We start from the raw sequence: 23514 nt of genomic DNA, 5'->3' as shown, positions 1-23514 counted from the left end.
AAGGAGGTTATTTATATGAGTCATAGACATAACAATAATTGTTGCTGTAAACCTGTTAGTTGTTGTAAACCTGTTTGCAACTGTGAAAATACTTGTGGAAATGGATGCGGTGGTGGCTTCGGTAATTGCGGAGCTGGCAGTGGCATTTGGATACTTCTTTTACTATTAGGTTGTGGCGGCATCGGCGGGCGTGGTGGTCGTGGCTGCGGTGGCGGCTTTGGTGGATTATTTTAGTTAGTTTAAAAAGGCACTTCTAATAATATTATTAGAAGTGCCTCCATTTATTTATTTATACATAAGTTCCAGTTCTTTTTGAACTTCATCATTTTCTACGAATTCATCATAAGTCATTATTTTATCCATTAATCCCTTAGGAGTAATTTCTATTATTCTATTTGCAACTGTTGCAATTAGCTGTGAGTCATGAGACGTTAGCAGCATTGTTCCAGTATAGCTAGTTAATCCATTGTTTAAAGCAGTTATAGACTCTAAGTCCAAATGGTTAGTAGGCTCATCAAGGATTAATACATTAGCATTACTAAGCATCATTTTAGATAACATACATCTAACCTTTTCTCCACCAGACAATACACTAGCTTTTTTAAGAGCTTCTTCTCCTGAGAAAAGCATTCTACCTAGGAAACCTCTAATAAAACTTTCAGCCTTATCCTCAGAGTACTGACGAAGCCAATCAACTAATGTGCAATCTACTCCATTAAAATATTCAGTGTTATCTTTTGGTAAATAAGCTTGAGTTGTAGTAATTCCCCATTTAACTTCACCACTATCTGGCTCCATCTCTCCCATTAATATCTTAAATAATGTAGTTTTAGCTATTTCATCAGCTCCTGTAAATGCGATCTTATCTCCCTTACTAACTATAAAAGATACATTATCAAGAAGAACTTCCCCATCCACAGTTTTACTTAAATTCTCAACTGTTAATAAATCATTTCCAGCTTCTCTTTCTGGTTTAAAACCAACAAACGGATATTTACGAGAAGAAGGTTTTATATCATCTAAAGTCAATTTATCTAATTGCTTTTTACGAGAAGTAGCTTGCTTTGCTTTAGACGCATTAGAACTAAATCTTGCAATAAAGTTCTGAAGTTCTGCAATTTTTTCTTCTTTTTTCTTATTTTGATCCTTAGCCATTTGAAGGGCTAACTGACTAGACTCATACCAAAAATCATAATTTCCAACAAATAATTGAATTTTGCTAAAATCTATATCTGCAACATGAGTACATATTTTATTTAAAAAATGTCTATCATGAGAAACAACTATTACAGTACTCTCGAAATTTAACAAGAAACTTTCAAGCCAATTTTTAGATTTTATATCCAAGTTATTTGTAGGCTCATCTAGTAATAGAATATCAGGTTTTCCGAATAAAGTTTGGGCGAGAAGCACCTTAACCTTTTCTGATCCTGTTAGTTCCTTCATTTTTTTGTTTTGAAGATCTTCATTTATTCCAAGTCCCATAAGTAGTGTTGAAGCTTCTGATTCTGCTTCCCATCCATTAAGTTCTGCAAATTCACCTTCTAGTACTGAAGCTCTAATTCCATCTTCATCCGTAAAATCTGATTTAGCATATAATTCATCTTTCTCTTTCATTATTTCAAACAATCTTACATGTCCCATCATTACTGTATTAAGAACTTCATTTTCATCAAATTCAAAATGATCTTGTTTTAAAACTGCAAGTCTTTCTCCTGGTGTTATGAAAACTTCACCTGTATTTGCTTCAATTTCGCCTGATAATATCTTAAGAAATGTTGATTTACCAGAACCATTAGCGCCAATTAATCCATAACAATTACCAGGATTAAATTTTATATTAACATTATCAAATAATTTACGTGCACCATATCTTAAACTTATATTATTTGTACTAATCATATATTTATATATACCTCCATATTAACTGAAAATTCTACACATAAAATATGTAGTCTTTCCACAAAAAATTTTAATTTTATTATATCCTAAACCACTAAGCTATTATACCACATGCAAGGAAACTAGGCTATTGCTATTTATTATCAGTTCTAGTATTATGGCTTGCATTCCTATCTTTAGTTATAATTTGGGGTTCAGTAATCTCCCCCCTGTGTATTTCTTTTTGAGTAATTTCTATATTAAAATCTTTTTCATAGTTTTTAATAAGATCAAGTTCTCTCTCTACTGCTATTGATAGTGCAAGTCCATACTCTCCCATTCTTCCCGTTCTACCTACTCTGTGCAAATAATCTTTCGAGTTTTCTGGTATATCAAGATTAAATATATGAGATACTCCTACTATGTCAAGGCCCCTAGCTGCTAAATCAGAAGCTACTAATAATTGGATTTTACCTTCGTTGAAATCCTCAAGTGCTTTTTTTCTATTTTCTTTTTCAGATGATCCATGAATTCCCTCTACTTTTAAATTATGATATCTAAGTTTTGAAGTTGTAATCTCTACCTCATCACTTTTGTTTATAAATATTATTGCCTTAGAAGGTTTAGTAGCGCTTATAAGTTTCCGTAGAAGCTCAATTTTATCTCTTCTTTCCACTACAAAATATATGTGCTCTATATTTGGGTTTACAACACTTTTATCTCCTACTTTAATAACCTCGGGATTCTTCATTAAAGTTTTAGCAATTTCAACTACTTTAAGTGAAATCGTAGCAGAAAATAACATAATCTGTCTATCACGAAGTGTAGTTTTTATTATGGCTTTTACTCCATCTATGTTATTCTCATCTATCATTCTGTCGCCTTCATCTATTACTATAGTTTTGACGAAGTGTGATTTTAGTTTCTTCATTGTTATAAGTTCTAAAATTCTTCCAGCAGAGCCTACTAATATATGAGGTTTTTGCTTAAGAGACTCGAGTTGCCTTTTAATATTAACATTCCCTATTATACTAGTTGATCTAACTAAACTATTTGAGTTAACTGATAACAACTCCACTTGCTTATATATTTGCATTGCAAGCTCATGAGTTGGCGCAAGTATAATTGCTTGAATATCCTTTGATGTTACATCTATCTTTTGAAATATAGGTAATAAGTAAGCTAAAGTTTTGCCAGTACCCGTTTCTGACTCTCCTATGATGTCCGCGCCATCAAGTCCCATTGGTATAGCCTTTACTTGAATTTCTGTAGGACTTTCAATGCCTTGTTTAATAAGACCTTCTATAAGGTTTTGTTCTAATCCTAGTTCATTAAATGATTTTTCCATATTTCCTCCTTTTTTCTAAGAAATCTTATTGTTAGCGTATTTAAATATTGTTGCTTTTATAGCTAAATAATCTATTTCTTCTGGTAATTCTTCTTTAATAGGTCTGAGCTTTGCTGCTCCGATTTTCTCTATAACCTCAAGAATAAGTGCTTCTTGATTTTTGGGAATAAAATCATCTAAATTAACATCAAGACCCTCAGCCGCACATTTAAATATATGTTCTTGAACCGTCAGGCTTTTAAGTTTCCTCTCGCTGATTATCTCCTCTATGCTTTTGCCATCCTTATACATATTATATGTAATAATATAACTAGGTATCTTATCTTCATTTTTATAAGTTGTTTCTACCTCGCATTCCGTTTTACCGCCATCATCTTCATTATATAGTATTTCCGCCTTAATTTCTATATTGTTTTCCTGCATATATTTTTTAATAACTTGAATAAATTCCTCTCCATACTTATTAAGCTTAGATTCCCCTACACCTTTTATGTTTAACATTTCTTTTTCATTTACTGGGAAATATTCACTCATCTCCCTTAGTGCACTGTCTGCAAATACAATATAAGGTGGAACTTTTTCACGCTCAGAAATTTCTTTACGCAAGCTGCGCAATATTTCAAATAAACCAGTATCCTTAATAACTTTTGCTTTCTTTTTATCAACCTTTTGATATACTTTTTCCTTGTTTTTAAGTACGAGTACTGCTCTTTCTTTTAAATGAACCACTGGGAACTGTCCATCTGCAAGTGACAAATATTCTTCTGCTGTAAGCACATTTATAAGGTCTCTTATCTCTTTAACCGTATATTGCTTTATTATCCCATAGGTTGATAATTTATCAAATCCAAGTTCCAAGACCTTTTTATTTTTAGATCCACGCAGAACATCTGCAATTAATGAAGTACCATACCTCTCCTTCATACGAAGAATACAAGAGAATATTTTTTGTGCCTCTATAGTTATATCTACAAGTTCACTCTCATCATTGCAGGTACTACAATTATCACATTTATCTTGAACATTTTCTTCCCCAAAATACTCTAAAATAAACTTTCGTAAACATCTTGTCGTATGTGAATAATCCACCATAGCTTGAAGTTTCTTATATTCATTTACCTTTCTTTGAGGTGATACTGTGCTTTGCTCTATAAAAAACTTTTGAAGTAGGACGTCTGCTGCTGAAAATAACAGAATACATTCACTTGGCTCACCATCTCGCCCTCCACGTCCAGCTTCTTGGTAATACGCTTCCATACTTTTAGTTAAATTATAATGGATTACATATCTAACATTTGATTTATCTATTCCCATACCAAAAGCATTAGTAGCTATAATTATGTTAATATCATCATACAAAAACTTTTCCTGATTTTGCTTTCGCTCTTCGTCGTTAAGGCCTGCATGATATCTACCTACATTATATCCTTTTTTATTTAACAGCTCATAAAGATTATTTGTTTCTTTCCTTGTAGCTGTGTAAATTATCCCCACTTTGTCTCTATTGTCCTCAATGTATTTCAGTACAAAATCTCTTTTATTTTCACCACGGATAACAGTAAAGCTTAAATTTTCTCTATTAAAACCAGTTACATAAACATCAGGCTCTCTTAATTTTAATAGCCTTATAACATCTATTCTTACGTCCTGCGTTGCCGTAGCCGTAAATGCTGCTATAATTGGTCTTTGTGATAATTTATCAATCAAACTAGAAATTGCTGCATAACTAGGCCTAAAATCATGTCCCCATTGTGATACACAATGAGCTTCATCCACTGCTAAAAGCGATATTTTTAATCTATTTAACATATTGCAGAAAAAGTCTGACTCTAATCTTTCTGGTGCAACATAAAGAAGCTTAAACTCGCCGCTTGCTACCTTATCAATTCTTTCATTCACTTCATTAATACTTAATGAGCTGTTTATATATGTTGCAGCTATCCCTATACTATTTAATGTATCCACTTGATCCTTCATAAGCGATATAAGTGGTGATATAACAAGTGTTACCCCTTCTAGCATTAAAGCAGGTATTTGATAACACACTGACTTTCCTGCGCCTGTAGGCATTACAGCAAATGTATCTTTCCCATTTAATATGCTATCTATTACATCTTCTTGTCCTTTTCTGAAATTATCATATCCATAATACTTTTTTAATTTTTCTTGTGCTTCACGCAACATATATTTCTTCCTCTCATACGTAATAATTGCTTACAACAGTATAACATTATTTTAAGGACTTTGTACCTTTATGATGATGAACTTTGAATTTGGCATATATATAAATATAAAAATAGACTTACTCTTTTATTTTAAAAACATAAGAGTAAATCTATAAAATTTTTATATCCAATACATTTTCAGCTATAGCTAAAACTTCATTAAAATGAAAAGGCTTAGTAATGTACTTATCGCACATTACTTGTCTTCCTCTATATTTGTCATCTTCTCGCCCTTTGGCTGTTAAAAGCACTATATATATACCTTGCAGCTTTAATTCTTTTTTAACTATATTACATACCTCATATCCATTTATTGTAGGCATCATAATATCTAAAAATACCAAGCTAGGCCTCTCACTTTTAATTATATCCAAAGCTTGCTCTCCATCTTCGGCTAAAAGTATTTCTACATCTCTCTCTTTAAAATCTTCAAGTATCTCCTCTAGTAATAATCTATTATTAACTTCATCATCTACTATTAATATTTTCTTCATTTATACCTCTCATTTCTTATCATAAATTACAATAATAATCACATATTAAGTATTCTTCTAAACTCTTTAACGTAGTGTCTACTTACAGGGACTTCCTCTTCCCAGTCTTCTATTTGAAGCACAAAAGTACTATTAAACCATGGTACTATTTTATAAATACTATCTAAATTTACTAAATAACTTTTATGACTTCTAAAAAAGTTTTGATTAATCAACTTATTTCCTAATTGATTTAACGTATAATTTGTTGTATATGTAGCCTTTCTAGTAAATGCGAACACCTCTTTATTAATCACCGTACAATATAATATGTCTCTCGGATGCACAAGAAAAATACATTCATCCTTCCAAAGTGCTAACTTTACCATACCTACATTTGATTTTTTTTCTAAAAGCACCCTTTGTTCTAAAAGTATATTTTTACTACAATTATATCTTTCCTCTATCTTATCCATGGTAAGAGCTAACCTTTTCTCTGAGAATGGTTTCAAAACATAATCAATAACATTAATTTCAAAAGCTCTTATAGCATATTTATCAAATACCGTTGCAAATACAATATTCACTGAAAAATCCAAATTACATATCTCCTTAGCCAAAGTAATACCATCAATTTCTGGCATTTCTATATCTAAAAAAACAATTTCCGGCTTAGATTTCTTTATAAATTCTAAAGCTGTTAAGGGACTTAAAAACTTACCTATAATTTCTATTTCACTCTTTTTACTTAAAATAAAACTTAATTCATCTAAAGATAATTGTTCATCATCTACTAAAACTACTCTTAACATATAAACCCCCACCCATACTGAAATTTCATCCTACTCGCAATAATGCATTGTTACAATTTTACTTCACGCTGAAAATATTGTCAATTTAATGCTATAATTAATCTTTTCATTCAATATATATCAAACAAATTTTATATATTCTATAGGTATATACAAGGTTATATATGTTCCAATTAGTAATGTACTAATAACTTCCAACTTAGCATTATATAAATCTTTATATAATGAATTTAAGTTTGAAGTAGATCCATAATTTTCACCATTTAATATTTGTTTTATTTGAGACTGTTCCATTCCAACACCATCGTCTTTAATCCTTATTGCTATTTCTTCCATTTGTCTTGTAATCATAAAAGTTATAGTACCCCCATGAGTTTTTTTTAAAATTCCATGTTTAATTGAGTTATCTATTAAATTGTATAATGAGTTTTTAGGTATTAAAAAATTTATATCTTCTTCTATGTAATACTCACAATTCAGTCTATCTCCAAACCTGACCTTTTGAATATATAAATATGATTTTATGTATTCTATTTCTTCCTGTAATAGTATACTTTTATCTGTTACATTAAAATTAAATCTCAAATAATTACTAAGTTCTAGAACAACATTCCTAGCTTCCTCAGAATTTTGTCTACAAAGTGATAATATACTATTTAATGTATTAAAGATGAAATGTTGGTTAATATAAGGCACTTTTGATTTCAGTTCCTTTTCATCTTCAATATTCTTTAATTTATTGGGCTTCTTTATTTTATTTACTTCCATTGATTTTTCTCCTTATAAATATTTATAAAAACATTATTTTCTATTTATTAAATATATCGTTGATTTATATATATACCTTAGTTACATAGCCCTAATATTAAAAATTTAATCTTTCCTCATTAACTACTGGACATTTACAAACTATTAACCTACTATTAATTAAGAGATTCGAATTAAGTTACATAAATTTAGAGGAGGTTTTTAATTATGGCAACTGCACATTCATTTGACGTAGTATCCGATGTAGATATGCAAGAAGTAGATAATGCGATAAACCAAGCATTAAAGGAAATTAAACAAAGATATGATTTTAAAAACACTATTACTGAAATCAAGTTAGGTAAAGAAGATATTAAAATAACATCTGATGATGATTTTAAATTAAAATCTGTTATAGAAGTTCTTGTAGCAAAATTAATTAAAAGAGGAATATCTGGAAAGGCATTAGACCTTGGTAAACAAGATGTTGCTACTTTAGGTTCTGCAAGACAAACAGCTAAAATTATAAAAGGAATTTCCACAGAAAAAGCTAAAAAGATAATTGCAGAAATTAAATCTAGTAAAATTAAAGTTCAAGCACAAATTATGGATAACCAACTAAGGATTAGCGGAAAGAATCTTGATGATTTACAAGAAGTAATGGCTTTAATAAAATCAAAGGATTTTGATATTGCATTACAATTTACTAATTTTAGATAGTTATATTTAAAAAGACTATCTCAAAGTGATTAAAATCACTTTGAGATAGTCTTTTTTATGTCCATAAAATCTTACACTAATTGCAAACTATTATGAATATTGTAATAGTTAAAGTATTTTGTATGTTGTATAAGATAGTATAATAATGTTTAAAATGACATAGCATTATATTTTTTTTGCATAATACGTAAATGATTGCTAATTTTTATTATTTTTTTTAAATATTTTCATAAACCTATTGACGTTTTATGTATTATTTGCTACAATTTAATTATAAATAAGTCGAAAGATGTTCGAGGAGGAAATTAAATGAAATCAACAGGTATTGTAAGAAAAGTGGATGAACTTGGAAGAATTGTTATTCCTATAGAATTAAGAAGAACTTTAGATATAGATATCAAGGACGCTTTAGAAATCTATGTAGATGGTGATCAAATCATTCTTAAAAAATATGAACCAGCTTGTATTTTCTGTCAAAATGCAAGAGACGTTGTAAACTATAAAGGCAAAAACATTTGTAAAGATTGTCTTGCTGAATTAGGTTCAGGTAAATAATTTAGGATATTTTTTCCTACACTATGTACAAGCCTACTAAAGAAAAACATAAAAAAGATATCCTTCTAAAGGATATCTTTTTTATGTTCTTAATCTAAACTCGCTACTACACTTTGAACAAGTTACAATAATTTTACCCTTGCGTTTTGGCACTCTTAATTTCTGCCTACATTTGGGACAATAAGTTATCATATAATTTCTTTTTTCTTTAAATTGCTCTAATGGCTTATATTTTTTAATTTTAATCTTAAAATTTTTTATATTTTGTTTAAAACTTTGTCTAAAATTTTTGATTTTATAATGAAAATTCCTTTCTATATTTTCATAGACAAATTTTTCATTACTTCTTCCAGACATGTTAGTTGACCTACTTCTCCAAATCGAATAGATAATAAGTGTCGCTGCTAAAATCCAAGACCTAGTTACAAGCAAAAATATTCCTAGCAATAAGGTTACTTTTGAAAATCTATCCCAACCATAAAGTTCTTTAGAAGATTTAACAAACATTTATATTATTCCTCCTTATTATACTTTTAAATAGATAACACTCTCTAATTTGCCACTCTCATATAGTCTATCACTATAAAGCTTTAATCATTATTAATTTTCTGTAAAAGATACTTGATGACAATTAATTATTTTTTCACTTTAATATTCCTATCTCAATACTATATTCCTTATATTTTGTCGAATGTTTTTGTCGTTTTTAGTTTTAAATTTGTTTAAATTAAACTTTTTATAATTCTATTGACTATTTGTGTAATCCATGGTATTCTTAAATCAAGAAATAAGTCGAAACATATTGGTAATATACACACAAAAGATAAATCTTATTTCGACATTAATTGCAAAACTTAAGTACCCCCATAATAAAAGGAAACTATTTATGTCCTATTAGTGAACTATTATCGTATTCATGGATATAAATATTTTATGTAGATGTATTTGTAGCTGTTATAAATAAATTAGGTTTCCTTTCTTTATCCCCCCCCAATATATTAATAAATAGACTTTAAGTATAAAAAAAACTTGAGCATCCGCTCAAGTTTTTTTATTTTAAAATGTATTATTTCCAAAAATCACAAATTTCTTCACTTACATGGATCTTGTTATTAATTATTTGATAATTATTCCATTCTTTTGGAAATAGTCTTCTATACCTTTGATTAAGAAATCTATCATCTATTAAAAGTACAGTTCCTCTATCCTCTTCTGTTCTAATCACTCTTCCTGCTGCCTGTAGTACTTTATTCATACCTGGGTACATATAAGAATATTCATAACCACAATTGCTTTTATTATTAAAGTAATCTTTAATAATTTCCCGTTCAAAGCAAATCATAGGATGCCCTACCCCAATGATTATAACACCAATCAATGCGTCACCTTTTAAATCAATCCCTTCTGAGAAAATACCACCTAAAACTCCAAACCCTAGAATATTCTCTTTACCATCTCTATTAAAATTCTTAAGGAACTCTTCCCTAGCTTCTTCAGTCATTGCATTAACTTGAATACTAACTTTCACACTTGGATATATCTTCGAAAACCTATTAAAAACGACCTCCATATATTTATATGACGGAAAAAACACCATGTAATTTCCCTTTTTAGCCTTTATCACAGAATATATATATTCTACTATTTTCGGGTAACTGTTTTCTCTCCTATTATATTTAGTAGAAATATCCTTAGCTATCATAACTTTAAGTTTGTTTTTATCAAATGGGGAATTTAGAGTTAAATTATAATCCTTGCTTTGCCCACCTAAAATTTCTTTAAAATATGATAGAGGAAGTAATGTTGCAGAGAAATATATCACTGATCGCCCTCTTTTGGATGCTTCTCTTAGAAGCTTAGATGGATCTAGGCAAAATATTTTTAACACTACATCATCCTCAAAACTTTCTACATAAGTTATATATTTGTCATCGTATAGTTCAGCTATTCTTATAAAACTGAGTGAATTAAAATATAACTCTAAAAAGTTATCATATATTTCAGATTTTTCATTTTTAGTGAGCCATATTTCTAATATTTTAGTAAGCCTTGTAAGAAGATTAAATACTTCTACGGGTTCAGATTCTTGTTTATAATACCCATCTTCATTGCACATTTTTTTCATATTTAACATAAAAGAATTTAACTTACTTAATATTTTATACATTTGATCATTTTTACCTTTTATATCTTTTTTCAATTGTAAAAGTAGTTTCTTATTAATTTGGGATGAAAACATTTCTCTTGCCCTATCTACTAGGTTGTGAGCTTCATCAACCAATATAGTATAATCTCCATTGTTATCAGTAAAGAATCTTTTTAAGTAGACCCTAGGGTCAAATACATAATTATAATCGCATATAACACAATCAGCCCACAAAGTTAAATCTAACGAAAATTCAAAAGGACATACATTATGTTTATTCGAATACATCTCAATTATATCTCTACTAAATGTATTTTCATTCTTCAATATATCAAAAATAGCATCATTAACCCTATCGAAATGTCCTTTTGCAAATTTACATTGTTCTGGATTACATGCACTGCCCTTACTAAAACATACTTTATCCTTTGCAGTTATTGTAATAGTCTTACACTCAAGGCCTCGCTCTTTCATTTTATCAAATGCATCCTGTGCAACTTGTCTTGTTATAGTTTTTGCAGTTAAGTAAAAAATTTTTGAGGTATGCCCTTCTCCAATAGCCTTAATGCTTGGGAACAATGTAGATATAGTTTTACCTATTCCAGTGGGAGCTTGCACAAACATTTTTTTGCCTTCTACTATTGTTTTGTATACAGAAACTGCTAGTTCTCTTTGTCCCTCCCTATAACTATCAAAAGGAAACTTTAAATCTTTTATAGTCTTATCTCGCTTCATATTCCAATCATTTGTAATATTAGCCCATATAAAATAATTAGAAATAATTTCATCAAAGAACTCTTTGAGTTTATTAATTGAAAAAGCTTTAATAAATCGCTTAGTTTTTTCACTACTTATTTCATAATATGTTAATTGAACATTAATAAGAGTAAGGTCATTTTGGATCCCGTATATATACGCATAACACTTAGCTTGAGCCCAGTGTAGATTATTGTAATCTTCTTTTATAACTTCTATATCTTTAGTAACTGTTTTAATTTCATCTATGGTGACTTTTCCATCTTTTATTAGAATACCATCGGCTCGTCCATCAATTACAATAGTAATATCATTATGTATTGTTATATGTTTTAAACTTACCTCAGATAAATATTCCTCACCAAGCAAGACAGAATACTTTTCACTATTTTCTTTTTGAATCTTTTGATGTGCTTTGGTACCCTCTACAGCCCTGCTGCTTCCCATAAACCGCATATCCAAATCCCCAGCTCTTAGTACAAACTCTACTAAGTTACGCACAGATATTTTTATGTCTCTACTTTTATCCACAGGTTATACCTTCTTTATTATTTAAACGACATTTCAGAAGGTAAATCTGACACTTCTACAAGTGTGAGATCTACCTTCTGAGGTCGTTAATATTCACTTCCGCAAGAGATTCGCTCCCCTGGAAATGATTTAACTATTTTTCTGAGATTCTATTTTTTCTACTAATTCATTTAAATATGTCCAACGCTTCATTAAATATTCAGTCTCTACTTTAATAGTTTTTTGCTGCTGCACCAATTCTTCCAAATATTCAAAGTCACTACTGCCAGCGTTAATTTTTTTATTAACATCTACAAGTTCTGTTTCTTTCTGCTCAATTGCACCGTCTATTTCCTCAAATTCTTTTTTCTCTTTAAACGTAAACTTTAAAGGCTTATCATTTTTAATGTCTTGATTATCATCTATAACAACTTCTTTATTATCAAGCTCTTTTTTTTCTTCTTTATTCACCTCATTATTGCCTTCAAGCACCTCAGGATTTTTTTCTATATATTCTTGATAATCAGTATAATTTCCAACAAATTGTACTATTTTTGCATTGCCCTCAAAGCTGAATATTTTATCAGATACTCTATCTAAAAAGTATCTATCATGTGATACAGTTATAACAACACCATTAAATCCATCTAAATAATCTTCTAGTACCGCTAGTGTTTGAATATCAAAGTCATTAGTCGGCTCGTCTAAAAATAATACATTTGGAGCTTCCATAAGAATTCTTAATAAATACAACCTTCGTTTCTCTCCACCTGATAAACTAGAAATAAATGAATGTTTCGTATTTTTATCAAATAAAAATCTCTCAAGCATTTGCGATGCTGTGATCTTTTCTCCACTACCTGTAGATATGTATTCTGCACCTTCTCTTATGTATTCAATTGCACGAAGTTTTTCATTCATCTCACCATTTTCTTGATGAAAAAATCCAATTTTTACTGTTTCGCCCCATTCAACGAGCCCTGCATCTTGTTTTAGTACTCCACTTAAAATATTCATTAGAGTAGATTTTCCCATTCCATTAGGGCCTATAATTCCAACTTTATCTCTCCTTGTGAATATATGACTAAAATCTTCAATTAATTTTTTTTCACCAAATGCTTTATATATATGTTCAACATTCATAATCTTTTTACCAAGTCTTGTAGATGCCGAAGATAGCTCTAAGTTATCACTTGAAGTATCTACTTTTCCATCTTTTAGTTCATCAAAACGGTCAATTCTAGCCTTTTGCTTTGTACTTCTAGCTTTCGCTCCACGTCTTATCCACGCTAGTTCCTTTTTAAACAAACTCTGCCTTTTTCTCTCTAGTGTATCCACTAAAGCCATTCTCTCAACTTTCTTTTCCAAATATACAGAATAATTACCATCATAACTATATAAATTACCCTTGTCTAGTTCAAGAATTTTATTTGTTATTCTATCTAAAAAATACCTATCATGGGTAATCATAAGTAAAGCACCTTTTCTTTTGTTTAAAAACTTCTCTAACCAATCAATTATTTTATTATCCATATGATTTGTAGGCTCATCCAAGATCAATAGATCTGATGGAGTAATAAGTGCACTACATAAAGCTACTCTCTTTCTTTGCCCACCTGAAAGTTCACCTATACGCTGCTTAAAATCAGTTATCCCAAGCTTCGTTAAAATAATTTTAGCATCATCTTGCACTTGCCATCCATTACATGCATCCATTTTATCATTTAGCCTCATTAATGCATTTAGAGTAGATTCACTTTCTGGATTCTCCTGTAATTTTTCTAAAACTACTTCATATTCCCTTATGACTTTCATAACATCAGTATCACTCTTGAAAATCTGCTCAAGTACTGTAGCTTCTGAATCAAACTCAGGATTTTGAGATAAATACTCTATATTAACCCTATTGCCCTTTATAATTCTGCCCCCATCTGGGACTTCATAACCGGCTATTATTTTTAAAAAAGTTGATTTTCCAGTACCATTAACACCTATTAATCCCATTTTATCTCCATCACTTATACCTAGTGATACTTTATCAATGAGTATTCTCTCACTATAACTTTTACTCACTTCTTCTATTGTTAACAAATTCATATATGTACCATCCTTTTCATGGCATAACACCATGCTTTAATTATAACTAAATAAATAGCTAAGGTATAGTGGAAATTTTTAAAAAAAGTATTCCTCTATCCAAAGATATATATTGTTTATGTATTCTTATTCCCTTATCAATAAAAAAGCCGCCTTTCGGCGACACCTTAAACATACTCTTAAATAAAATTTATTTTTTACGTGTAACTAAAAGAGGATTGTTTATTTTCTTTTGTTTAGCCAAACTAATTTGATATTCTATCAACTTATTTTGAGAATCAATTATCTTATACTTATAAGACTGAAGCTTAAATTTCATTTCTTTATTTTCTGTTTTAATGCTTCTATTTTCTTCGCTAGAAATTTTATTTATCTCTTTCATACCTTCTAATTGCTTTTGCATATCTATATTTTCTTGCTCTAAGGTTTTTACATATTCAGTTTTCTCTATATTTTTACATTTATTAAGCAATTCCTGATTGTAATCTTCCATATGGCTTAACTGTTTTTTTAAATCTTCCAACTTACCTGTCAATTCCTTATCATGTTTATTTAATTCTTCACCTTTAGTTGAAAGTTCCTTGCAAAGTGAATTGCTTTTAAACATATCATCACCTAAATTTAAAGCCGTTAAAATTGCTGCAGAAGAGGTACTAAGTTTTTCATTATTTCCCATTATATTCTTTATCTTTTTATCAACATAACTGGCTACCATATGTAAATATTCTTCTCTTTCATCACCTTTTAAATTATATTCAATGCCATTTATTTTTATTGTTACAACGTTCATCTAAAACACCCTCTTAGACAGATTAGTTAACCCCATTGTACCACAATATAACTTTTAATAAAACCAATATTTTGAAATTAATCATACAAATCAAACAATTAATAACTTGGTATACTTAATAAGAAATATGCATTACATAATTAAAACTCCCTTACTTTAAGGGAGTTTTAATTATTTGCTATTATCTAAGCTCTGCACCAACTTTATTCTCTAAAGTTCTTAGTATTTTCTCGTGTACCTTATTTACCTCATCGTCAGTTAATGTTTTATCTGACCTTCTGTAGACTATAGCATAAGCTATACTTTTCTTACCCTCTGCTATTTGTTTACCTTTATATACATCAAATAACTTAACACTTTCTAAAATATTACCACCTTGTTTTACAATTACATCTTCAATGTCTTGAACTAAAACTTCCTCATCAACTAAAAGAGCAATATCTCTTGTAACAGCAGGAAATTTTGGAAGTGATTTATACTTATTATTTAAATCTGTATGTTTATATAATATATCCAAGTTTAATTCTGCGATGTAACATCTTGGTAAAACCTCATAGTTCTCCGAAACACTCGGATGAATTTCTCCAACCACACCTACAAATTCTCTCTTCACATACAAATTTGATGTTTTTCCTGGATGATAAGTAGGATTTTCACTTTCCCTTTTATATGATGCATTTTTTATTCCCAAATTATCCAATACATTTTCAACGACACCCTTTAAATCCAAATAATCAACATTTCCATACATTCCTATTGTTAATATATTTCTTTCCTCTGGGAGCTTATCTAAATCAACACTAGGTATATAAACCTTACCTATTTCAAACAATCTAACTTCTTCATTATTTCTTGAATAATTTCTTGATAAAGAGTCCATCATAGATGCTATAGTTGTAGTTCTCATTATGCTATAATCTTCACCTAGTGGATTTTTTATAGTAACTACATTCCTTAATTCACTCTCTTCTGGTACTAAAAGCTTATTAAATATTTTAGGACTTACGAAAGAATAACTTATTGATTGATTAAGTGAGCTTGCAGTTAAAGAAAGAACTACTCTGTCTTCTAACTTTTGCTTCTCACTTTTCCCACTTCTTGAAGTTTCGCAATTAGGTAATGTAGATGGTATATTATCGTAACCATACATTCTAGCTATTTCTTCTGCAATATCTTCTCTGATATTAATATCAGATCTATGGGAAGGCGACTGTACAATTAGAAAATTACCTATTATTTCAGTAGCAAGTTCTAATCTATCAAGATATGATTTCATATCATACTTAGATATATTTGTTCCGAGGAAAGTATTAATCCAATTTATATCCACTTCTAAAGTATGAGATTTAATTTTATTTGGATATACATCTATGCACCCCTGCATTATTTCACCCGCACCTAATTCTTCTACTAAATGACAAGCCCTATTAATTGCCATTTCAGCCATATTAGGATCCAAATCTTTTTCAAACTTTGAAGATGCATCAGTTCTTAACAATAATTTTTTCGAAGCAAGTCTTATATTAACCCCATCAAAATTTGCGCCCTCAAATATTACACTTGTGGTGTCTTCTTTAATTTCCGAATTAAGACCTCCCATTATACCTGCAAGTCCTATAGTTCTATCCCCATCTTTTATTGTTAATATACTATCATCTAACTCTCTTTCTTTTTCATCTAATGTAGTAAATTTTTCTAACGTTTTCGCTCTTTCTACAACTATGTTATTAGTAGTAATTTGCCTAGCGTCAAATGCATGCATAGGTTGACCAAGCTCAACCATAACAAAGTTTGTAATGTCTACTATGTTATTAACAGGTCTGATTTCAGCCTCTATAAGTCTTTCTTGCATCCACTGTGGTGATGGCTCAATTTTTACATTTTTTATACCCTTTAACATATATCTTTTGCATAACTCATCCTTAAGATCTACCTTATAGATATCCTCTACATTCTCCTCTGCAGTAGCTTTATAATCAAGAGCTGGCTTTCTATATTCTGTACCTAATGTTGCGGCCGTCTCTCTAGCTATTCCTATAATACTAAGACAATCTGCTCTATTAGAAGTTATCTCAAAATCTATTAGAGCGCTTTGAAGATTTAATACTTCTTTTATGTCTTTGCCAAGTGGTGTATCCTTTGGTAGTATCATTAAACCCTCAACCGGTTCATCCACAGCTATTCCAAGTTCTTCCTCAGAGCAGAACATACCATTCGATAATATACCACGAAGTTTGCCTTTCTTTATTTTCGCTCCTCCATGTAGCGTTGATTGATGAAGTGCTACCGGTACAATATCATTTTCTTTCATATTAGTAGCTGCTGTAACAATTTGTGTTGGTGCGCTAAGTCCTATATCTACCTGACATACAACTAATTTATCAGCATCTGGATGACTCACAATTTCTATTATTTTTCCTGTAACAACATTTTGAATTTCAGCACCCGAAATAATAACTTCCTCAACTTTTGAACCAGACAAAGTTAATTTGTCACCGAGCTCCTGTGGTGAAATATTTATATCGACATAATCTTTAAGCCATTTAACTGGAACTTTCATAATATATCCTCCTAGCATCTGTGTTAGTACAAAACAAGTATTAATTGTTTCGCCCCTTGTAACTATATAAGTAGCAAATAATTATTAATTTAGAATTGTTTTAAAAATTTCATATCACTTTCATAAAGCGCGCGAATATCGTCTATTCCGTAGTTAAGCATTGTAATTCTATCAAGTCCAAATCCAAAAGCAAAACCACTATAAACTTCTGGGTCAATTCCACAATTTCTTAAAACATCTGGATGAACCATTCCACAGCCTAAAAGTTCTATCCAACCGCTTCCACTACAAACCTTGCATCCTTTACCCTTGCACACAAAGCAAGTAGCATCCATCTCAGCTGAAGGCTCTGTAAACGGAAAATGATGTGGTCTAAACTTTGTTTCCATCTTATCTCCAAACATCTTTTGCGTAAATAATTCTAACGTTCCCTTTAGATCAGCAAATGTAATTCCCTTATCTACTACTAGTCCTTCAATTTGATAAAAAATTGGTGAATGAGTAGCATCTGCTGCATCTGACCTATAAACTTTACCGGGTGAAATCATTTTTATAGGTGGTTTCTGGTTTTCCATAGTTCTTATTTGTACTGGTGATGTTTGAGTTCTTAAAACCACACTATCATTTATATAAAAAGTATCTTGTTCACCTCTTGCAGGATGGTTTTTAGGTATATTTAATGCTTCAAAATTATAATAATCTGTTTCTACCTCAGGACCCTCTTCTATTACAAATCCCATAGATAAAAAGATATCATTAATTTTTTCAAGTGTTAGCTCAAGTGGATGTCTTTTACCTATTGTTTGTTTTTTCCCTGGCATAGATATATCTATAACTTCACTTTTTAGCTTTAATTCATTTTCTATCTTCTTTAATTTGTCTGAAGCTTTAGTTATAATTGACTCAATGTCCTCGCGTACTTGATTTGCTAGTTTCCCAATGACTGGTCTTTCTTCATTTGATAGCTGACCCATACCCCTTAATATTTGCGTAAGTTCACCTTTTTTACCTAAATACTTAACTCTAACATTTTCTAATTCTGTTTTAATATCTGCTCCTTTTAATTCTTCTAAAACTGCAGCTTTTATCATTTCCAACTTTTCTTTCATAATGAAAACTCCCTTCATATTTATGTAATATATGTATTTATATTTTTTTATAAAACAAAAAAAACCATCCCCAATAAAGGGACGGAATATCCGCGTTACCACCCTAATTGACTAATAAATAGTCCTCTTAGATAAATTTATCGGTTCTACCCGCTAGCAGTTACTTTATTTCACTGTTAGAACTCCAGAGTGAACTTCAATATAAAAATTTATTTAGAAGCTCTCAATCTAAGGCTTCTTATCCCTGTAATTATTTTTATATTTACTATCTCTATCACAGTTTATTATTCTTCACTAATTTATGAAAGTATACAAAACATTATAACCATAACTACATAAAATTTCAACTATGAATTTAAAACTATTTAATATTTTTTTGTCTTACAACTTCATACATCATAATTGATGATGCTACTGCTGCATTTAATGATTCTGCACCACCAGGCATAGGAATTTTAATTTTAAGGTCACATATCTCATAAACTTCATCGCTAATTCCATTTCCTTCATTTCCAACTGATATAATAATTTTACCTTTTAAATCTATATCATAAAAATTTTTATCAGTATCGAGTGAACTAGTTACTAGTTTAAATCCACTCATTTTAAGTTTTTTAACTAGTGATAAATCATTATCGTAAATAATAGGTATTTTAAAAATAGAACCCATTGTAGCCCTTAATGTTTTCTCATTATAAATATCCACAGTTCCCTTTGTAAGTATAACTCCCAGGGCCCCTGCAGCATGGGCAGTTCTAATTATAGTTCCCATATTTCCTGGATCTTGAATCCTATCTGCTAACATATAAAATCCATTATCATATTTGATTTCTACAGGTTTATTTCTAACTGATGCGATAATCCCTTGTGGATTATCTGTATCACAAATATTTTTAAACAAACTATCATTAACGCCATAAACTTTAGTATTTACCTGTAGCTTATTTTTTATACTTGAGTTCTCAAATTTAACCTCGCCTCTAGCGCTTATAAATATATGTACCACTTCAAATCCTGAGTCCAAAGCTTCTTCTACAAATCTAAAACCCTCAACTAAAAACATATTGCTACTTGTTCTATATCTTTTTTCCTTTAATTTTCTAATATCTTTAATCAACAAATTATCCTTACTCTGAATATATTCCAAACGAAGTACCCCTTATTTAACTAAATTTTCTAACGCATTTAATTCTTCAATGCTACCTATAGCCACAATAATATCTCCGGGTTCAATAATATTATCGGCCGATAGAGAAACATCAACATCATTATTTCTTTTTATAGCCATTACATTTATTCCATATTTAGCTCTTATATTTAATTCTCTAAGTGTCTTGTTATGCCATTCTATCGGACTCACAACTTCAGCAATACTATAATCAGGCGATAATTCTATATAATCTAATATATTTGATGACACTAAATTATGAGCAACACGTTCACCCATATCTCGCTCTGGGAAAACAACTCTATCTGCACCTATCTTATATAATACTTTGGCATGTAATGCATTTGTTGCCTTTGTAATTACATATTTTACTCCCAATTCTTTAACTAATACTGTTGCCAAAATACTAGACTGAATATTATCGCCTATACCAATAACTGCACAATCAAAATTACGAATACCAAGGGCTCTCAAACTATTTTCATCATTTGCATCAACTTGAACCGAATGAGTAACTGAATCTGAAATGCTTTGAACTACCTCCTCATCAGAATCAACTGCCAAAACATCGTTTCCCAAAGCATATAACGTTTCAGCAACCGATGTTCCAAATCTTCCAAGTCCTATAACAATAAACTGTTTCTTACTCATTACTTCCACCCCTATCCAATTAAAATTTTACCTTCCGGATATTTTATAGTTCCAGATTGACCGCTTCTTCTTTTAGCTAATGCGAGTATTATAGTAAGCGGCCCCACTCTCCCAGCATACATGGTAAGCGTTATTATTATCTTCCCGACTATTGTTAGTTTTGTTGTTAATCCAAGTGTTAATCCAACTGTAGCAAATGCTGAAGTGGCCTCATATAAAAAATATTCAAAAGGAATATTGGATGGCTCCGTAATTGATAATACCATTGTAACTGCTATTACAATTCCCAGGCCAAGAACAGTTATTACTAAGGATTTGTACACAACATCTTTATTTATACGTTTCTTAAATATTTCAGTATCTTCACGTCCACGAACTACAGACACTACAGTCATAAAAAGGACAATTGCAGTAGTCGTTTTTATTCCACCAGCCGTTGAACCAGGAGACCCACCGATAAACATTAAAATTATCGTTAGAAAATTTCCTGCACTAGTCATCTTGTCTAATGGAATAGAATTAAAACCAGCTGTTCTAGGTGATACTGATGCAAATATTGAAGATAAAATTTTACCCTTCAAAGACATTCCTTTCATAGTGCCCGGATTATTCATTTCAAAAATGAACATGAGAATTGCACCGAAGACAATTAGTACTATTGTTGAATAAATAACTACTTTAGAATGGAGTGATAACCTTTTGTTTCCCTTAGAATTATAAATTTCTACCCAAACATAAAAACCTAATCCCCCTACTGCAATTAATGCTGAAATTGTAAGTATTACTACGGAATTATTAGCATAAGCAGTAACACTTTTAAAATTTCCCATCAAGTCAAACCCAGCATTGCAAAATGCAGAAACCGCATGAAATACACTATAATAAATCCCTTTTACAATTCCAAATTCAGGAATAAATTGTGTTGCAAATAAGACTGCTCCTACTCCTTCAACTGAGAATGTAAATATCAATACATATTTGATCATTTTTACTAACCCCTGTAATGAATTTACATTCATAGCTTCTTGCATTACTAGCCTTTCCTTTAGTGTTATTCTTCTTCCAAAAAAGAAAAAAACTAAAGTCGCAACCGACATAAATCCAAGTCCACCTGTTTCTATTAAGAGCATTATTACAGTTTTCCCAAAATAAGTCCAATATGTTCCCGTATCTAGAGTTACAAGACCTGTAACACACACAGCAGATGTAGAAGTGAATATACAATCTATAAACGGTGTAATTTCACCACTTTGAGACGATATTGGTAAGCTAAGTAGTATCGCACCTACAAGTATTACTATAGCAAACCCTAATGAAAGTATCTGAACTGGAGTATATTTTTTTTTATTTTTTAAATTTTTAAGATCTAATTCCAAATTAGCCACCTCTACACCTTTAATTATTCAAAAATAGTATTTCTTATAATCACATTTCATTAATTATAGCACTTAACATATTTTTGTCAAAATACAATAAAAAATGCAGCCATAAGGCTACATTTTCAGATAAATAATTTTAAAGTTTTAATTGTTTTTTTGCAACTTCTACTAATTCAGCAAAAGCTTTTGGATCATTTATAGCAATTTCAGAAAGCATTTTTCTGTTAATATCTATGCCTGCAAGTTTCATACCATTCATAAATCTTGAATATGAAAGATCGCTTAATCTTGTAGCAGCATTTATTCTAGCTATCCAAAGTGTTCTAAAATCTCTTTTCTTTCTCTTTCTACCTATATATCCGTTTCTTAAACCTCTCATTACCGCTTCATTTGCTGTTTTAAATAACTTACTTCTTCCACCGTAGTAGCCTTTTGCGAGTTTTAATACTTTCTTATGGTTTTTACGAGAGTTAACTGCTCGTTTAATTCTTGCCATTTAATATACCTCCTAATCACCATTTTTTATAAGTATGGTAATAATTTTCTCATGTTTTTTATTTGAGTTGTTGAAACATATGCTGTTTTTCTAAGATTTCTTTTTCTTTTAGGGCTCTTTTTTGTTAATATATGACTTGTAAAAGCCTTTGCTCTTTTTAATTTTCCTGACCCTGTCTTCTTAAATCTTTTTGCTGCGCCTCTATGTGTTTTCATTTTAGGCATGTAAAATTCCTCCTCTCGGTTATGCTTTTTTGGGAGCTAAAATCATTATCATATTTCTTCCCTCTTGTCTCGCTGGTTTTTCAACAATATAAACATCACCGATTTTTTCTACAAAAGATCTTAATATCTTATGCCCCGCTTTTGAATTTTCAATTTCTCTTCCTCTAAATCTTACAGTTATCTTTACTTTGTCTTCATCTAATAAGAACTTTTTAGCATTGCTAGCCTTAATAGAAATATCATGGTCTTGTATTGTTGCACTCAAACGTATTTCTTTAAGAGTTACAACCTTTTGTTTCTTTTTAGCTTCTTTTTCTTTCTTTTGTTTTTCATATTCAAATTTACCAATATCCATTATTCTACATACTGGTGGTTTTGCAGTTGGCGACATCATAACAAGGTCTAAATCACTATCTTCTGCAAGCTTTATTGCATCTTTAGTATCTAAAATGCCAAGTGCTGAACCATCTGCTGCAATAACTCTTATTTCTTTATCTCTTATTTCTTCATTCATCATAAAATTTTTGTTTTTACTAATAATTTTCACCTCCTAGGTGTACTTGCTTAAATTTTTTATATTATTCAATAATAAAAAGGACGGCATAAATGCCGTCCTTAATAGTAACAATTTAAATTACTAATCAACCTAACTAGCTTTGCTGTAAGGTGAGAAACGGCTGTTTCTTCTTGTTAAAATAATTCTATTATATAAAATATCATTTCAAAATATTTTTTATATTTCATTCACAACAATTTATATTATATTATAATATTGTTTAAATGTCAATTATAATATTGTTTAATTTTTAATTATATATGATATTGTTTAATTGTTAATTATAATTTGTATAATATTGTTTCTTTATA

21 protein-coding genes and 2 other annotated features are annotated in these 23514 nt (G+C 30.1%); of the genes, 3 read left to right on the top strand and 18 right to left on the bottom strand.

Translation table 11 applies throughout. The annotated features are described in order from the left end of the window. Positions 1-15: 15 nt before the first annotated feature. The gene (locus LL038_RS24430; protein WP_216123953.1) at positions 16-234 is read left to right on the top strand and encodes a ground-like protein; all 219 of its coding nucleotides are present in this window, start codon (positions 16-18) and stop codon (positions 232-234) included. Between the two features lie 51 nt (positions 235-285). On the opposite strand, the gene LL038_RS24425 is transcribed toward LL038_RS24430, so the two are convergent. From LL038_RS24425 to LL038_RS24400, 6 genes are all read right to left on the bottom strand, one after another. Then, positions 286-1902, bottom strand: a complete 1617-nt coding sequence (locus LL038_RS24425) for an ABC-F family ATP-binding cassette domain-containing protein (RefSeq protein ID WP_216123955.1) — start codon at positions 1900-1902, stop codon at positions 286-288. Between the two features lie 133 nt (positions 1903-2035). Further along, entirely contained in the window at positions 2036-3229 is a 1194-nt protein-coding gene (locus LL038_RS24420) for a DEAD/DEAH box helicase (RefSeq protein ID WP_216123957.1), read from the bottom strand. A gap of 15 nt (positions 3230-3244) precedes the next feature. Continuing rightward, complete coding sequence (gene recQ, locus LL038_RS24415; RefSeq protein WP_216123959.1) at positions 3245-5413, bottom strand: DNA helicase RecQ; 2169 nt, start codon at positions 5411-5413, stop codon at positions 3245-3247. A gap of 151 nt (positions 5414-5564) precedes the next feature. Beyond that, entirely contained in the window at positions 5565-5948 is a 384-nt protein-coding gene (locus tag LL038_RS24410) for a response regulator (RefSeq protein WP_216123966.1), read from the bottom strand. A 38-nt stretch (positions 5949-5986) separates the two neighbouring features. After that, the gene (locus LL038_RS24405; protein WP_216123968.1) at positions 5987-6739 is read right to left on the bottom strand and encodes a LytR/AlgR family response regulator transcription factor; all 753 of its coding nucleotides are present in this window, start codon (positions 6737-6739) and stop codon (positions 5987-5989) included. 120 nt (positions 6740-6859) lie between these two features. Continuing rightward, positions 6860-7507, bottom strand: a complete 648-nt coding sequence (locus LL038_RS24400) for a sensor histidine kinase (RefSeq protein WP_216123970.1) — start codon at positions 7505-7507, stop codon at positions 6860-6862. A 207-nt stretch (positions 7508-7714) separates the two neighbouring features. Between LL038_RS24400 and LL038_RS24395 the strand changes: the two genes are divergently transcribed. Then, positions 7715-8206: a YajQ family cyclic di-GMP-binding protein gene (locus tag LL038_RS24395; protein ID WP_216123972.1), complete on the top strand. Its 492-nt coding sequence runs from the start codon at positions 7715-7717 to the stop codon at positions 8204-8206. 309 nt (positions 8207-8515) lie between these two features. After that, complete coding sequence (locus tag LL038_RS24390) at positions 8516-8761, top strand: AbrB/MazE/SpoVT family DNA-binding domain-containing protein (protein ID WP_071614011.1); 246 nt, start codon at positions 8516-8518, stop codon at positions 8759-8761. 81 nt (positions 8762-8842) lie between these two features. Here LL038_RS24390 and LL038_RS24385 read toward each other — a convergent pair whose 3' ends face one another. From LL038_RS24385 to infC, 12 genes are all read right to left on the bottom strand, one after another. After that, complete coding sequence (locus tag LL038_RS24385; protein WP_216123974.1) at positions 8843-9268, bottom strand: zinc-ribbon domain-containing protein; 426 nt, start codon at positions 9266-9268, stop codon at positions 8843-8845. A gap of 559 nt (positions 9269-9827) precedes the next feature. Continuing rightward, positions 9828-12194, bottom strand: a complete 2367-nt coding sequence (locus tag LL038_RS24380) for an ATP-dependent DNA helicase (RefSeq protein WP_268055955.1) — start codon at positions 12192-12194, stop codon at positions 9828-9830. A gap of 129 nt (positions 12195-12323) precedes the next feature. Continuing rightward, positions 12324-14270, bottom strand: coding sequence for an ABC-F family ATP-binding cassette domain-containing protein (locus LL038_RS24375; RefSeq protein ID WP_216123976.1), 1947 nt, complete (start codon positions 14268-14270; stop codon positions 12324-12326). Between the two features lie 190 nt (positions 14271-14460). Then, positions 14461-15060: a cell division protein ZapA gene (zapA, locus tag LL038_RS24370; RefSeq protein ID WP_216123977.1), complete on the bottom strand. Its 600-nt coding sequence runs from the start codon at positions 15058-15060 to the stop codon at positions 14461-14463. A gap of 181 nt (positions 15061-15241) precedes the next feature. Beyond that, on the bottom strand, positions 15242-17620 hold the full coding sequence (gene pheT, locus LL038_RS24365) for a phenylalanine--tRNA ligase subunit beta (protein ID WP_216123978.1): 2379 nt from the start codon (positions 17618-17620) through the stop codon (positions 15242-15244). 89 nt (positions 17621-17709) lie between these two features. Further along, positions 17710-18729, bottom strand: coding sequence for a phenylalanine--tRNA ligase subunit alpha (gene pheS / locus LL038_RS24360; protein ID WP_216123988.1), 1020 nt, complete (start codon positions 18727-18729; stop codon positions 17710-17712). A gap of 74 nt (positions 18730-18803) precedes the next feature. Then, positions 18804-19016, bottom strand: a binding site (T-box leader). A gap of 74 nt (positions 19017-19090) precedes the next feature. Then, positions 19091-19876 (bottom strand): TrmH family RNA methyltransferase, encoded by a 786-nt coding sequence (locus LL038_RS24355; protein WP_216123991.1) that lies wholly within the window; start codon positions 19874-19876, stop codon positions 19091-19093. Between the two features lie 12 nt (positions 19877-19888). Next, the gene (locus tag LL038_RS24350) at positions 19889-20548 is read right to left on the bottom strand and encodes a potassium channel family protein (protein WP_216123993.1); all 660 of its coding nucleotides are present in this window, start codon (positions 20546-20548) and stop codon (positions 19889-19891) included. Positions 20549-20559: 11 nt separating this feature from the next. Next, on the bottom strand, positions 20560-21924 hold the full coding sequence (locus tag LL038_RS24345; protein ID WP_216123995.1) for a TrkH family potassium uptake protein: 1365 nt from the start codon (positions 21922-21924) through the stop codon (positions 20560-20562). 139 nt (positions 21925-22063) lie between these two features. Next, on the bottom strand, positions 22064-22423 hold the full coding sequence (gene rplT, locus LL038_RS24340) for a 50S ribosomal protein L20 (RefSeq protein WP_071614021.1): 360 nt from the start codon (positions 22421-22423) through the stop codon (positions 22064-22066). Between the two features lie 26 nt (positions 22424-22449). Continuing rightward, positions 22450-22647 (bottom strand): 50S ribosomal protein L35, encoded by a 198-nt coding sequence (rpmI, locus tag LL038_RS24335; RefSeq protein WP_071614022.1) that lies wholly within the window; start codon positions 22645-22647, stop codon positions 22450-22452. A 19-nt stretch (positions 22648-22666) separates the two neighbouring features. Beyond that, the gene (gene infC, locus LL038_RS24330) at positions 22667-23194 is read right to left on the bottom strand and encodes a translation initiation factor IF-3 (RefSeq protein WP_216123996.1); all 528 of its coding nucleotides are present in this window, start codon (positions 23192-23194) and stop codon (positions 22667-22669) included. A gap of 36 nt (positions 23195-23230) precedes the next feature. Beyond that, positions 23231-23342: a sequence feature (ribosomal protein L20 leader region), on the bottom strand. Positions 23343-23514: the final 172 nt, after the last annotated feature.

Source organism: Clostridium estertheticum, from assembly GCF_026650985.1.
Taxonomy (GTDB): Bacteria; Bacillota; Clostridia; order Clostridiales; family Clostridiaceae; genus Clostridium_AD; species Clostridium_AD estertheticum_C.
This window is presented reverse-complemented; position numbering and strand designations above follow the sequence as displayed.